Genomic DNA, 14,955 nt, shown 5'->3' with positions numbered 1-14,955 from the left:
GTACCACCGAAGACCGGAAGTGAAGGGGCTCGACATGGAAACGATAGCCAAGACCGGCGGCGCAGCAGTGGCAGCCACGGGCGCACATGCCTATGACGACAGCACGATCGTTGCCGAGCGGCGCCGATCACGCATCAACCGACAGTTCGGTGTCTGGGCCCTGAGGATCGGCGCGCTTGCCGTCTTCATCTTCAGCTGGGCCTTCGTGACCGGCCAGGGGATCATGGATCCGACGCTCGTTTCCACCCCGGGCGATGTCGGATTGTCCTTCGTCAAGCAGCTGGCGGACTCCACGTTCTGGACCGACGTCGCCGCGACGTTCAGCGGCGCCATGGCGGGTCTTGTCTCCGGCGCGATCCTGGGCATCCTGGCCGGCGTGATCTTCGTCCGTGTCGAGGTTCTCCACGTTGCCGCCAGGCCGTTCCTGACCCTGATGAACTCGCTGCCGCGCCCGGCGCTTGCACCGATCTTCATCCTCTGGTTCGGGCTGGGCTTCGGTCCGAAGGCACTGGTTGCCTTCAGCGTCGTGTTCTTCGTCCTGATGACCAGCACCATGGGTGCCCTGCAGGCCCTGGACCATGACATCAAGCAGCTGACCCAGTCCCTGGGCATGTCCAAGGCGCAGCGCTTCTTCAAGATCGAGCTGCCCTCGGCGCTGCCGTCCATCGTCGGCGGCCTGCGCCTGGGAGCTGTCTATTCGGTGCTTGGTGCGGTGGTCTCGGAAATGGTCGGGGCCTACACCGGCCTCGGGCAGCGGCTGGTCGTGGTGACCAACAACTTCCAGGTCTCGGAGACCTTCGCCATCCTGCTGGCCATGGGCCTGCTCTCGATGGTCCTGGACCTTTCCATCTCGGGCTTGCAGAAGCTCGTGACGAAGTGGACCCGCTAGGTCGGCAATAGACCGAACAAAAATTGCACTCAGGATGATCGAGGCCGGGGCAGGCTACCAACGCTGCCCCGGCCTCGATCGCTTAACGAAAGGGCCTTTCCATGCAGATCGCCAATCCATCCCGGCCGACCCCGGCCAGCGCCGTGAACTACCCAGGCCTGTTCAGACTGGACGGGAAGTCATTCGTCGTCCTGGGCGCCGGCAGCGGGATCGGGGAGCATGTGAGCAGGATGGTCGCCGGGCTGGGCGGGCGGCTGCTGTGCGTTGACATCAACGCCGATGCGGTTTCCGCAGTGGCCGGCTCGCTGGGCGCGCCGTGGCTGGTCGCCGATGCCACGACCGAGGAAGGCATCGAGCGCATCGCTGCAGCGGCCGCCTCCGGGTTCGGGACGATCAACGGGTACGTCGATGTCATCGGGCAGATGCTTGCCAAGCCGATCGCCGACTACGGCCTGGAGGACTGGGAACGCGATTTCACGGTGAACCTCTCGCATGCCTTCCTGGCCGCACGCAAGCTGGTCCCGCTGCTTGCGGAGGGTTCGATCGTGCATGTGTCCTCGGTGGTTGCCTCGCGCGGCGGGTTGGTGGCACCGGGCTACGGCCCGGCCAAGGCGGCGCTGCAGGTATGGGTCAAGCAGCTTGCGGCCGAATACGGCCCCCGCGGCATCCGCGTCAACGCGGTGGCACCTGGGCTTTTCCTCTCGGAACGGTACGTCGCCAAGGCACGAAGCGAATCCGACGCGCAGGCACTGGCTGCGGCTCCGCTGCTCGGCCGGCTTGGCCAGCCCCACGAAATCGCCTCCGCGATTGCGTTCCTGCTGTCGCCGGCGGCCGGGTACATCACCGGCTCCACGATCGCCGTCGATGGCGGGGCGCTGTCCCGGGATGCCACTGGCCTCGACGGGTTGCGTGGCTGAAAGCGGCAGGGACGAATCGGTCGGGGTGCTTAACGAAATCCGTTCGACAGTTGTGATCGGGGTAACGTAGGCACCAGCGGCTTTCGGCCGCGACAGCAATAGAGAGGGCGCCATGAGATTTGCGCAGTTGCGCTACCTGGAGGCAGCATTGCGAACCGGTTCGTTCCGGCAAGCTGCCAAGGAGCTAGATATCTCGCAGCCGACAATCACCAACCAAGTGCAACGGCTCGAGGAGGACCTGGGGGTCATATTGGTGACCCGCGGTGCGAAGGGCGTGCGGCCGACCTATGCGGCCGAAAGGATCCTGCCGCACGTGATTGCGGCGGTCCAGGCCGAGCGCATGCTTCGCGAGGAGGCCAGCGCCATCGGCGGACTGAAGCTGGGCGCGGTCCGGCTCGGCACGGTGCCGGCCGGTTCCCAGACGATTCTTCCCAAGGTGGTCAAACGCCTGTTGACCGAATTCCCCAATGTGCGCTTCGAGGTGGATGAGGGGCCGTCGAAGATGGTGGTCCGCGGTGTCCTCAGCGGCCACCTGGACGTGGGCCTGGTGACCCGCCTGCCGGGCATCGAGCTGACCCCGGCCGAGGACGCCTTGCTGCACCACGTCGACCTGATCACCGGCCGGCTGGTCCTGGCGGTCCCCGAAGACCACCGGCTCGCCGGCAAGGACGACTTCGAGCCTGCGGACCTGGAGGGGGAGGCGCTGATCTTCCCCGCGGAGTCGAGCATCCTGCGAGTGGCCTACGAGAAAATGCTGGAGGGTGTCGAGGCCAGGATCGTTTACACGACGCCCAATGCGGAGGCTTCGCAAGCCATGGTGCGTGCCGGTGTGGGTATTTGCATGGCCAACACGCTGCTCGAATCGACCATCAGCGGAAACGGCGTTGCGCTTGTGCCGCTTCCCTTCGAATGGGCGCGGGCCAGCACCTCCGCCATCGTCAGGAAGGACGAGGCCAGGTCCTCGGCCGTGCAGGCCTTCCTGCGTCTGCTGCGGGAAGCCGCGAAGACCTTCTGACCCGATAGCGGCCTCGGCGGGCCACACGCCACGCAGGAGCCCTCCGGGGCCCTGCCTGGCGGGCAGCCGGGTTCCTTGGCTGCCATTCCCCGGGCCCCCGGCCATGGCACCGCACAGGGACTGTCCAGTGGCGGGCCATCGCGCCTCCCGAGGGTGGGTTGCGGTCCCCGCGGGGCCGACGCATCGGGTCGCACGCGCAGGCCAGGGGGGCCCGCCCGGCGGGCCCCGGATGATTCCCGCCCACCCCGGAACGCATGCCGGATCCGACCCCCTGGCCACCCGGAGCACCGAAACTGCCGCCTTGTTACGTTTCGGACGGACCCCGGGACGTTGCCCCCAGGCTGCGGCACGGGGCGCGAAATCCCCGGCTCCCCGGCGGGCCAAACCCCGTGGATGGTGCATTTGGCGGGGCTGGGCAGCGGTTGGGACACTGCACTGAACACCCCCGCGACCAGGCGCCGATAGCGCGGTCATATCACCGTGCCAGCGCGCTCGCCCTTCACAGGGCCCGATTCGCTGGCGAGACTGAGATCACACCGGGCGCGAGAGTTTGACGCCCAGATCCGACCGTCCAGTGAGGTGCCCCAGTTGTTAGTCGAAACAGCCCAACCCCGTAGCTCAGCGACCATCGTCGAGCTCGTAGCGCAGGCCCGTACCAGGGAATCTGCCATGTTCACCGAAGCAGAGGGCAAGTCCCTGCTCTCGGCCTTTGGGATCGATACTCCGCAAGGCGTTGAAGTAGAAGTTGGCCAGGAACTCCCGGACCACCTTCGCGAACCGTTGGTCGTCAAGGCGATCTCAGCGACGCTCGTGCACAAGTCCGACGCAGGCGGTGTTCGGGTCGGCGTGACCCGCGCCGAGATCGACGAGGTCGCCGCGCAGATGCGTGAGTCCCTCGCGGCTGCCGGCCACGAACTCGAGGGCCTGCTGGTCGAGGAAATGATCCCGGCCGGCCACGAGATCATCGTCGGGGCCGTCCGCGCCCCCGGACTGGGCTGGACCGTCATGGTCGGTCTCGGCGGCATCCTGGTCGAGGTCTTCGAGGACGTGGCCTTCGGCCTGGCCCCGCTGAATGAATCCCAGATTCTTGACATGCTGCATGAACTGCGCGGCATGAAGGTGCTTGAGGGCGCCCGCGGCGGGATCAAGGCCGACATCCCGGCACTTGTCTCGCTGATCTCGAACCTTGCCGGCCCCGAGGGCCTGCTGGCCTCGCTGCCCGAGGACGTCCAGGAGATCGACCTGAACCCGATCATCGTCTCGGACACCCGTGCCGTGGCCGTTGACGCCCGCTTCGTGGTCAACCGCACCGCAGTGGAAGCCTCCGGCTCCGCGGCAGCCGGGGCACGCACCGAGGTCGGCGACTTCACCCCGCTCTTCCACCCCCGCCGCATCGCGGTCCTGGGTGCCAGCGGCAAGCGCCCCAACATGGCCAACCGCTTCATCCAGAACATGATCGCCAACGGCTTTGACGGGACCATCGTCCCGGTGAACCCCACCACCGCGGTCATCGAAGGCCTGCCGGCAATCGCCTCGCTGGCCGAGCTGACCGAACCCATCGACTACGCCTTCGTGGCACTGCCCGGCGCCCGCGTCGCCGATGCGCTGCGCGCCGGAGCCGGCAAGGTGCGTTTCGCCCAGGTCGTCTCCAGCGGCTTCGGCGAGGTCGAAGAGGGCATCGAGCTCGAAGCGGCCTTGGTTGCCACGGTGCGCGAGGCGGGCATCCGCCTGATCGGCCCGAACTGCCTGGGCACCCACGCCTCGGCCGGCAAGCTCTCCTTCGTCCCGCAGGCACCGCTGACCCCGGGCACCACCGCCGTGGTCTCGCAGAGCGGCGGGCTCTCCGTTGACATCCTGCGCGTCGGCGCCTCCAGCGGCATCGACTTCCACTCCGTGGTCAGCATCGGCAACAGCGCCGACGTTTCCGCCGCCGAGCTCGTCGCCTCCCACCTGGCCAACGACGAGGTCCAGGTGATCGGGCTCTACCTCGAATCGCTGAGCATCGCCCGCGAGGTGCTGGACGTGCTCGAGAACTCCGAAACCCGCAAGCCCGTGGTGCTGCTGGCCGGAGGCCGCACGGCCGAGGGTTCACGCGCCGCCACCAGCCACACCGGTGCGCTGGCCGGCAACCACCGCCTCTGGCCGGCAATCGCCCGCCAGGCCGGGATGACCCTGGTCGACTCGCTGGCCGAGTTCGCCACCGCGCTGCACGCGCTGTCCACCCTTGACCTGTCGGTTGCGACCAACGGGCGCGAGGCGGTGCTCTTCGGCAACGGCGGCGGCGCCTCCGTGCTCGGCGCGGACGCGCTGGACCGCCAGGGCGTCGGCACCTCGCCGCTGCCCGACTCGGTCATCGCCGCCCTCGAGTCCCTCGAACTGCCCCCGGGCAACGGCTTCCACAACCCCATCGACGTGCCGGCCGGGACCCTCGCGGTCAAGAACGGCGCCGTTGCGGGGGACATCCTCAAGACCGTGCTGGCCGGGTCCAGCCCGGCTCTGTTGATCTCCCACCTGAACGTGGGCATCATCCAGCGCAACCTCGGGGCCACCCACGGGGATGTCACCGGAAACATCATTGATTCCATCGCCGAGGCCCGTGACGCATCCGCGCCCGGCACCCACCAGCTGTTGGTCCTGAAGACCGACGGCAGCGCCGAAACCGGGGAGATGATCGAGGCCTACGCCAAGCGCGCACGGGCGATCGGCATCCCCGTGTTCCCGGCATTCGAAGACGCGGCACTTGCCGCGCGCGCAGTACTTGAGCAGAGCCGGGCCACCCACACGGGTGCCAACGGCACGGAAGGAAGGTAGCAGTCATGACGCAGGAAGCCGTGAAGACCCAGGATGCAAAGTTGACCCGCGAGCAGGAGCACGAGCAGAAGCGCGCCGCCGCCCTGGCCATGGGCGGGGCCCGGAAGCTTGATGCCCGCCGCGACAAGGGCGAGCTGAACGCACGCGAGCGCGTCGCGCTGCTGCTGGACCCGGGCACGTTCCGCGAGTCCGGGCTGTTCGTGACCTCGGCCGTGCCGGCGGACCGCGACAAGACCCCGGCCGACGGCAAGATCACCGGCAGCGGCGAGATCGACGGCCGGCGCGCGAGCGTGGTCGCCTACGACTTCACCGTCAAGGGCTCCTCCTCGTCCCCGATCAGCAACAAGAAGATGTCCCACTTCAAGGAAATGGTGGTCAAGACCGGCCAGCCGCTGGTCTACCTTTCCGAGTCCACCGGCGTGCGCATGCCCGACGCCATGGGCGGCACCGGCATGGGCTCGGCCAACGGCAAGACCCGCTTCCTGCGCAAGCGCGAAAGCCCATGGGTGTCCGCGGCCTTCGGCTACTGCTTCGGTTCGGCCGCCTGGCACACCATGACCAGTGACTTTGCGGTCTTCCGCAAGGGTGCAGTGCTCGCGGTGTCCAGCCCCAACCTGGTGGCCCGCGCCACCGGCCAGCAGGTCGACGCCCAGGAACTCGGCGGCTGGAAGATGCACGCCGAGGTCACCGGGTTCGCCGACGCGGTCGCCGACTCCGACGAGGAAGCGATCGAACTGATCCGCCGCTTCCTGTCCTACCTGCCCTCGCACAACGGCGAGCTGCCGCCGACCGCACCGGTCCCGGCCGGCTCGGGCGAGCGCGCCGCGGAACTCAAGGCGATCGTTCCCGAGTCCCGCACGCAGACCTACGACGTGCGCAAGGTCATCGAGATCATTGCCGACACCGGCTCGGTCTTCCCGATCAAGGCCCGCTACGGCAAGTCCCTGGTCACCTCGCTGGCCCGCATCAACGGCCAGTCCGTGGGCATCATCGCCAACAACCCGCAGTTCAAGGGCGGCGCACTGGACGGGGCTGCCTGCGACAAGGCGACCAGCTTCCTGGTGCTGTGCGACTCCTACAACATCCCGGTCGTCCACCTGGTTGACCAGCCCGGCTTCCTGATCGGCCTGGAGGCCGAGCGCAGCAAGGTTGCCGGCAAGATCATCAACTGGATGAACGCCCTGTCGCTGGTCACCGTCCCGAAGATCGCCGTGACGATGCGCAAGAACTACGGACAGGCATTGATCAACATGGGCGGCGGCGGCACCGCCGACTCCACCGCCGGCTGGTGGTCCTCCGAGGTCAGCTTCATGGACCCGACCTCCGCGGTCGCCGTGGTCCACGGCATCGACAAGGAAACCGATCCGGAGATGTACGAGCTGCGCCTGGCCGAGATGGCCAAGGGCACCACGGCCTACGACGTGGCCCAGGTCTTCGGCTTCGAGCAGGTCATCGATCCGGCAGAGACGCGCGATTACATCATCGGCGCCCTCAAGGACCACTACCGTGCCCGCACCAACGGCATCGGCGAACACAACCTGAGCACCTGGCCGACGAGCTTCTAAGGGGAAAACCGTGAATGCATTTCCAGAAAGCCTGCTGATCGCCAACCGCGGCGAGATCGCCCGCAGGATCATCCGCACCGCCAAGCGCGTGGGCGTGCGCACCGTGGCCGTCTACCACGCGGTGGACGCCGGCCTGCCGTACGTCTCCGAGGCCGATGTCGCTATCGAGCTGACCGGTGCGACGCCGGTGCAGTCGTACCTCGACAAGGACCAGATCGTGACGATCGCCAAGGCGCAGGGCGCCACCGCGATCCACCCCGGTTACGGGTTCCTGGCCGAAAACGCCGGGTTCGCCCGGCAGGTTGCCGAGGCCGGGTTGACCTGGATCGGCCCCTCGGCCGAGGTCATCGAGGTCATGGGCGACAAGGTCGAGTCACGTCGCTCCGTGGCCGTCGCGGGCGTGCCGATCTCCGGCGACGCCGGTGCGGCGCTGAAGACCGGCGACGAAGCGGTTGAAGCAGCCAAGACCGTGGGCTACCCGGTCATGGTCAAGGCCTCGGCCGGCGGCGGCGGCATCGGCATGGCCGTGGCCCACACCGACGAGGAACTGCGCAAGGCGTTCGAGAACACCAAGTCGATGTCCGAGCGCAGCTTCGGCTCCGACCGCGTCTTCATCGAGCGTTTCGTGGAGTCCGCACGGCACATCGAGATCCAGGTCCTGGGCCTGGACAACGGGACCATCGTGGCCTTTGGCGAACGCGACTGCTCCACCCAGCGCCGCCACCAGAAGCTCATCGAGGAATCCCCGGCGCCGAACCTGGCCCCGGAGATCCGCGCGAAGCTCATCGAGGCCGCCATCGCCGCGGCCGGCTCGGTCGGCTACCGCAACGCCGGCACCGTCGAGTTCCTGCTCGACACCCGCACCGGGGACTTCGTCTTCCTGGAGATGAACACCCGCATCCAGGTCGAGCACCCGATCACCGAGATGACCCACGGGGTCGATTTGATCGAGCAGCAGCTGAGCATTGCTGCCTCGGGCACCACCACGCCGGACTTCAACCCGGTCCAGCGCGGACACGCGATCGAACTGCGGATCTGCGCCGAGGACCCGAAGAAGTTCTTCCCGCGCCCCGGCCCGATCGACGGCTGGATCGAGCCGACCGGAGACGGGATCCGCGTGGATTCCGGCTACGCGGCCGGCACCGAGGTGACCCCGCACTTCGACTCGCTGATCGCCAAGGTCTGCGCGTACGGGGAAACCCGCGAGGAAGCCCTTGTACGGGCGGTCAAGGCCTGCGAGGATTTCGTCATCGAGGGATTGGTCACGAACCAGCCTTTCCTCGAGGAGATCCTCGACGACGAAGAATTCACCGATGGACGCTACGACACCGGTCTGGTGGAGCGCATCCAGCAACGACTTAAAGAACAGGCCAAGCTGGCCAAGAGGAGTGCATGATCATGGCAGAAACAATCGCAGCAGACATGGGTGCCAACGTATGGAAGATCCTTGTCGCCCCGGGCGACAAGGTCGAGGAAGATGACGTGTTCATGATCCTCGAAGCCATGAAGATGGAAATCCCCGTCATGGCCGAAGACGCCGGCACCGTGACCGAGCTCCACGTCGCCGAGGGCGACGTGGTGGCACCGGGCCAGGCCCTGGTCAGTTTCGAAGCGGAGTAGCAGCATGACGATCCCCAGCACCCTGAAGGCATGGTCGGTCACCGAACTCGGTGAACCGGTCGATGCCCTGCAGCTAGTCGAACGCGCTGTACCAACCCCCGGTGAAGGCCAGGTCCTGGTGCGCGTGCTCGCCTCCGCGGCCAACTTCCCCGACGTGTTGATGTGCCGCGGCGTCTACCAGGTGAAGCCGGAGCTTCCCTTCACCCCCGGTCGCGAGGTTTGCGCCGAGGTCATCTCCACCGGCCCGGGTGTCACCCGCGCCAAGGTCGGGGACAGGGTGCTGGGGTTGACCACGCTTCCGCACGGCGGGTTCGCCGAATACGCGCTGATGGACCAGCACGCGGTCCACTCGGCGCCGGCATCGCTTGACGATGCGCAGGCAGCTTGCCTGTTCATCGGGTACCAGACCGGCTGGTTCGGCCTGCACCGCCTGGCCCGCATCCAGCCCGGGGAAACCCTGCTGGTGCATGCCGCCGCCGGAGGCGTCGGTTCCGCCGCCATCCAGCTGGGCAAGGCCGCCGGGGCCAAGGTCATCGGCGTGGTCGGCGGTGCGGCGAAGGCCGCATACGCCAAGGAGCTCGGTGCGGACCTGGTCATCGACCGCCGCGAGGAAGACTTCGTGGCACTGGTCAACGAATTCACCGACGGGCGGGGCGCGGATGTCATCTACGACCCGGTCGGCGGCGAAACCTACCAGCGCTCCACCAAGTGCATCGCCTTCGAGGGCCGGATCATCGTGGTCGGCTTCGCCGGCGGGGAGATCCAGTCCGCCAAGCTGAACCACGCACTGGTGAAGAACTACGCGATCCTCGGCATCCACTGGGGCCTGTACAACACCAAGAACCCGCAGGCGGTCGACGACTGCCACAAGGAACTGACCCGGTTGGCCGACTCCGGGGCCATCGTGCCCTTCGTGTCCGAGCGCTTCGAGATCGACGGCGTGCCCGCCGGCCTGCAGCGCCTGGCCGACGGCAAGACCGTGGGCCGCGTGGTCATGGAACACTCCCAGAGCTCCACGTAGCACCAACGGGGCACAGGCGCCCGGACCGGCTGCCGCCTTCAAACAAGGCACGAACCAATCACTCAGGAGTAGGAATGTTTGAATCACGGAACGGCGGATCGCCCTTCGGCGGACTGCAGGGATTGGACGGGGGCGTCTCACGCCGCTCCCTGCTGAGGTACGCCGGCCTGGGTGCCGCGGCGCTCGGTTCGGTGCCGCTGCTGGCGGCCTGCGGCGGCGGCAAAAACGCCTCCGAGGGTGGGGTCACGGACTTTTCCATTGCCGCCTTCCCCGGCGACGCCTACTTCCTTGACGCGGTCAACCTGGCTAACAAGGACTATGCCAAGCACAACCTCAACGTCCCCAAGCACCTGAACCCGCAATCCGGGGTCCAGGCCTTCCAGCTGTTGGTTGCCGGCGCCATCGACGGCTACGCCGCCGACACGCTGCTGCTCATGGCCACCCACGCCAACAGCTCCAAGGGCAAGCGCCCGCTGCTGGTCGGCTTCCGCACCATGGAAACCACCTACGGCATCGTGGGCAGCCAGAAGCACCAGTGGCCGTCCGCGGATGCGAGCTTCGAGGAAAAGATGGCTTCGCTGAAGGGCAAGAAGGTCGGTGTCTCCTCCGTTGGCGCCGGCGGCGACCTGCAGCTGAAGCTGGCCCTGGAACTTGCGGGCATGAAGTATTCCGATGTCACGGCCCTTGCCATCGGCCCGACCGCACAGGCCATCCCGAACCTGAAGGCCGACCGCGTCGACGCCTACGTGACGGTCCAGTGGACCTCCACGCGCTTTGTGGCCAAGGAGACCGGGGGCACCATCCTGATCGACTTCGCCGAGAAGGGCGTTCCGGACTTGATGCGCAACCAGGCCGTCGTGGCCATTGGGGTGCGCGAGGACCTGGTGGAGCAGAAGCCGGAGGTCGTGCAGAACTGGCTGGCCGCGCAGGAAGACGCCAACAAGTGGATCATCGCGAATCCGGACAAGGCAGCGGACCTGCTGAACACCACAGGGCTTGGCGGCAAGGCACCCGAGATCGCCAAGGCCTACGTCGAGCACTATGCCGCCGACGTGGCACCGAAACTGAACCCGATGTTCAAGGCCAGCAAGGAGACCGTGGACCACATGGCCGAGCTGGCCCTGCGCTTCGGCAGTGTCAAGAAGGGCGATATCACCTTCGAATCGCTCGTACCTGAATTTGCAAGGGCCTAAACATGAGCACCAACACCGAAAACACCAACGCTGCAACGAAGCGCGTTTCCCCCACGGGTCTGGACCTCGACAAGCTGACCGACTGGCTTGCGGCCGAACACCCCGGCATGGTCGCCGGGGAACTGTCCGCAACGCTGATCACCGGCGGCAAGTCGAACCTGACCTACGAACTGACCGACGGCACCAACGCGTGGATCGTGCGCCGTCCGCCGCTGGGCACCATCATGGCCACGGCACACGACATGCGCCGCGAGTACACCATGGCCGACGCCCTGCGCGGCACCGATGTGCCGGTCGCCAAGATGTACGCCTACTGCGGCGACAAGGACGTGCTGGGCGCGGACTTCTACATCATGGAACGCATCGACGGCGTGCCGTACCGCTACGCCGACGAGCTGCGCGCACTGGGCGAGGAACGCACCCGCGGCCTGTCCACCGAGCTGGTAGGCACCCTGGCCAAGCTGCACAGCGTCGACCCCGCACAGGTGGGCCTGGGCGACTTCGGCCGCCCCGAGGGCTTCCTGGGCCGCCAGGTCAAGCGCTGGAAGCAGCAGCTTGATACGTCCAAGACCCGCGAGCTTCCCGGCGTCGAGGAACTGCACGCAAAGCTGCTGGCCACGGTTCCGGCCAAGTCCGCCGCCGGCATCGTGCACGGCGACTTCCGCCTGGACAACGTGCTGATGGGCCCGGACGACTTGCCCGCGGCGGTCATCGACTGGGAAATGGCCACGCTCGGGGACCCGCTGCTGGACCTTGCACTGATGCTGACCTACCAGCGCCGTGCCAAGATCGTTGCCGGTTACGAAACAACCGACCCGGCCAACTACGACGTGACCCTGGCGCCCGGATACCTCTCCACCGAGGAGATCATGGCGCTTTACGAGGCCGAGAGCGGACGAAAGCTCGAAGGCTTTGGATTCCACCTGGGACTGGCCTGCTTCAAGCTCGCCGGCATCTCCGAGGGAGTCCGCTACAGACACATCAACCGCCAGACCGTTGGCGAGGGCTTCGAGGACAGCGGCAGCACCGTGCCGTTGTTGATTGAACTCGGGCTCGAATCACTGAAGGAGCACAAGTAAATTGGAATTCTCGATCGATGAACGCACGGAGCTCCTGAAGAAGGAACTCGTCGACTTCATGTACTCGCACGTGTACCCGAACGAGCAGGCCTTCGCCGATGAGCTCAAGACCATGGAGAACCCGTACGCCTGGTCCGAGTCCAAGATCCTCAACGAGCTGCGCGCCGAGGCCCGCAGCCGCGGGCTGTGGAACCTGTTCCTCCCGGGCGAGGGTGGTGCCGGCCTGACCAACGTCCAGTACGCGGCCCTGTCCGAGATCACCGGGCGCGCCCGCACGCTGGCCCCTGCCGCACTGAACTGCGCCGCCCCGGACACCGGAAACATGGAGCTGCTGGCCGAGTTCGGCACCGAGGAGCAAAAGGAAAAGTGGCTCAAGCCGCTGCTGAACGGCGAGATCCGTTCGGCCTTCGCGATGACCGAGCCGAAGGTCGCATCCTCGGATGCCACCAACATCGAAACCTCGATCGTGCGCGACGGCGACGAGTACGTCATCAACGGCACCAAGTGGTTCATCACCGGTGCCATGAACCCCAACGCCGAGATCTTCATCGTGATGGGCAAGACCGATCCGACCGCGGAGCGCCACAAGCAGCAGAGCCAGATCCTGGTTCCGCGCAACACCCCGGGTGTGACCGTCAAGCGCGGCATGACCATCTTCGGCTACGAGGACCACTACAACGGTGGCCACGCGGAGCTGGAGTTCAAGGACGTCCGCGTCCCGGTCTCGAACATCATCGGCGCGGAGGGCGAGGGCTTCGCCATCGCCCAGGCCCGCCTGGGCCCCGGCCGCATCCACCACTGCATGCGCGCCATCGGCATGGCCGAGCGCGCCATCTCGATGATGTGCGAGCGCGCGGATGCCCGCACGCCGTTCGGCAAGCCGCTGTCCGACCAGGGCGTGGTGCGCACCTGGATCGCCGAGTCCCGCGTGAAGATCGAACAGCTTCGCCTGATGGTCCTCAAGACCGCATGGCTCATGGACACCGTGGGCAACAAGGCCGCCCACACCGAGATCCAGGCCATCAAGATCGCCACCCCGGCAGCAGTCGAGTGGATCCTCGACAAGGCCATCCAGGTGCACGGTGCCGCGGGGCTGTCGCAGGACTTCTTCCTGGCGTCCTCCTTCGCCTACGCGCGCACCATCCGCTTCGCTGACGGCCCGGACGAGGTCCACAAGAACTCCATGGCCCGCAACGAGCTCAAGCGCCAGCGCGCCCGCCGCGAGGCCCGCGCAGCGGCCGCAGCAGCCAAGGCCTAGCCTTAGCCAAAAGGTCCCGTCACCACAGCTTGTGGTGGCGGGACCTTTTTCATGCCCGCGTAGAAGGCAACCCGCGATAGCGGATTCTTATCACCCTGCAATGGCCCGCGCTCTACCGCCGACAAAGCCCGCTGTGGAGACTTGGGTCACACCGGATGCGAGGGATCGCCCTTCCGGATCCGCTCCCCAGTGAAGGTGCCCCGTTGCCAGTCGAAACAGCCACAAGCAGCAACCACGCAATTGCCGGGGCAAAAGATCCGGTCCGCGAAGCCGCGCGGTGCCGTGGACGCGAACCACGTGAACGCGGGAACCCGGACGGGCCTGCCCGCATCGAGGAGCCCGGCGGGGGTTGAGGCGGTGCCACAGGGCCCCGCGCGGGCCGAAGGCAAGCAATGCTGAGTTCCCCGGCGGGAACCCCCCGTCCACGCCCGAGGCGACCAAGTACGAACCAACCACATTAGGAGCAGTAATGTTTGAGTCACAAAACGGCGGATCGCTTTTCGCAGGTCCGCGTCTGTTGGACCGGGGCGTCTCGCGTCGTTCGCTGTTGAAGTATGTCGGGCTTGGCACGGCTGCACTTGGTTCGGCCTCGTTGCTGACGGCCTGCGGCGGCAGCGCAGAAGGCAGCGGCGGCCTGACGAAATTCGAGATCGGGTCGTTCCCCGGTGACGCGTTCTTCCTGGACACCGTCAACCTGGCCAACAAGGACTACGCCAACCACGGCCTGGACGTCCCCAAGCACCTGACCCCGCAAAGCGGCGTCCAGTCGTTCCAGCTGATGGTTGCCGGTGCCCTCGACGGGTTGGCGGCCGACACGATGCTGTTGATGGCGACCCACGCGAACAGCTCCAAGGGCAAGCGCCCGGTGCTGGTTGGTTTCCGCACCGCGGAGACCTCCTACGGCATCGTGGGCCGCAAGGGCATCAGCTGGCCCGGTCCCGACGCCAGCTTCGAGGAGAAGATGGCTTCGCTGAAGGGCAAGAAGGTCGGTGTCACGTCCGTGGGTTCCGGCAGCGACCTGCAGCTGAAGCTCGCCCTCGAACTTGCGGGCATGAAGTATTCCGATGTCACCACGCTGGCGATCGGCACCACCGCCCAAGCCATCCCCAACGTGAAGAAGGAACGCGTTGACGCGTACGTCACCGTGCAGTGGACCTCCACGCGCTATGTCGCCAAGGAGACCGGGGGCCAAATCCTGCTGGACTTCGCCGAACCGAACGTCCCGGAGACGATGCGCAACCAGGCCGTGCTGGCGATCGCCGTCCGCGAGGAAATGGCCCAGGAGCAGCCGGACCTCGTCAAGCAGTGGCTGGACACCCAGGAGGACGCCAACCAGTGGGTCCAGAAGAACAAGAAGGAGGCCGCCGACCTGCTCAACACCAGCGCGCTGGGCGGCAAAGCACCGGAAATTGCGCAGGCCTACATCGAGCACTACACCACCGTCATGGCGCCGAAGCTCCAGCCGATGTTCAAGGCAAAAAAGGAAACCGTGGAGCACATGGCCACGCTCGCCGAGCGCTTCGGAAGCATCAAGAAGGGCGCCATCACCTTTGAAACCCTGGTTCCCGAATTTGCGCGGGCGTAGCG

At 66.6% G+C, this 14,955-nt stretch carries 12 protein-coding genes; all 12 read left to right on the top strand.

What is annotated here, in order from left to right; all coding sequences use genetic code 11:
• Positions 1-34: 34 nt before the first annotated feature.
• The 12 genes from JOF46_RS02090 to JOF46_RS02035 all read left to right on the top strand — a co-directional run bounded on the left by JOF46_RS02090 (position 35) and on the right by JOF46_RS02035 (position 14,953).
• Positions 35-889, top strand: coding sequence for an ABC transporter permease (locus tag JOF46_RS02090; protein WP_209905811.1), 855 nt, complete (start codon positions 35-37; stop codon positions 887-889).
• Between the two features lie 101 nt (positions 890-990).
• Positions 991-1,806 (top strand): SDR family NAD(P)-dependent oxidoreductase, encoded by an 816-nt coding sequence (locus JOF46_RS02085; protein WP_209905810.1) that lies wholly within the window; start codon positions 991-993, stop codon positions 1,804-1,806.
• A 112-nt stretch (positions 1,807-1,918) separates the two neighbouring features.
• On the top strand, positions 1,919-2,821 hold the full coding sequence (locus JOF46_RS02080) for a LysR family transcriptional regulator (protein WP_209905809.1): 903 nt from the start codon (positions 1,919-1,921) through the stop codon (positions 2,819-2,821).
• A gap of 480 nt (positions 2,822-3,301) precedes the next feature.
• Positions 3,302-5,632 (top strand): acetate--CoA ligase family protein, encoded by a 2,331-nt coding sequence (locus JOF46_RS02075; protein ID WP_342592335.1) that lies wholly within the window; start codon positions 3,302-3,304, stop codon positions 5,630-5,632.
• A gap of 5 nt (positions 5,633-5,637) precedes the next feature.
• Positions 5,638-7,197 carry an acyl-CoA carboxylase subunit beta gene (locus JOF46_RS02070; protein ID WP_209905807.1) on the top strand — a complete coding sequence of 520 codons (1,560 nt, stop codon included), beginning with the start codon at positions 5,638-5,640 and terminating at the stop codon, positions 7,195-7,197.
• Between the two features lie 10 nt (positions 7,198-7,207).
• A complete protein-coding gene (locus JOF46_RS02065; protein ID WP_209905806.1) occupies positions 7,208-8,593 on the top strand; it encodes an acetyl-CoA carboxylase biotin carboxylase subunit in 1,386 nt (461 codons plus the stop codon).
• A gap of 2 nt (positions 8,594-8,595) precedes the next feature.
• The gene (locus JOF46_RS02060; protein ID WP_209905805.1) at positions 8,596-8,817 is read left to right on the top strand and encodes a biotin/lipoyl-binding carrier protein; all 222 of its coding nucleotides are present in this window, start codon (positions 8,596-8,598) and stop codon (positions 8,815-8,817) included.
• A gap of 4 nt (positions 8,818-8,821) precedes the next feature.
• Positions 8,822-9,838, top strand: a complete 1,017-nt coding sequence (locus JOF46_RS02055) for an NADPH:quinone oxidoreductase family protein (protein ID WP_209905804.1) — start codon at positions 8,822-8,824, stop codon at positions 9,836-9,838.
• 74 nt (positions 9,839-9,912) lie between these two features.
• Entirely contained in the window at positions 9,913-11,031 is a 1,119-nt protein-coding gene (locus JOF46_RS02050) for an ABC transporter substrate-binding protein (protein WP_209905803.1), read from the top strand.
• Positions 11,032-11,033: 2 nt separating this feature from the next.
• Positions 11,034-12,110: a phosphotransferase family protein gene (locus tag JOF46_RS02045; protein ID WP_209905802.1), complete on the top strand. Its 1,077-nt coding sequence runs from the start codon at positions 11,034-11,036 to the stop codon at positions 12,108-12,110.
• Position 12,111: 1 nt separating this feature from the next.
• Entirely contained in the window at positions 12,112-13,368 is a 1,257-nt protein-coding gene (locus tag JOF46_RS02040) for an acyl-CoA dehydrogenase family protein (protein WP_209905801.1), read from the top strand.
• A gap of 469 nt (positions 13,369-13,837) precedes the next feature.
• Positions 13,838-14,953, top strand: a complete 1,116-nt coding sequence (locus JOF46_RS02035; RefSeq protein ID WP_209905800.1) for an ABC transporter substrate-binding protein — start codon at positions 13,838-13,840, stop codon at positions 14,951-14,953.
• Positions 14,954-14,955 lie beyond the last annotated feature (2 nt).

The organism is Paeniglutamicibacter psychrophenolicus, from assembly GCF_017876575.1.
In the GTDB taxonomy this organism is placed as follows: Bacteria; Actinomycetota; Actinomycetes; order Actinomycetales; family Micrococcaceae; genus Paeniglutamicibacter; species Paeniglutamicibacter psychrophenolicus.
This window is presented reverse-complemented; position numbering and strand designations above follow the sequence as displayed.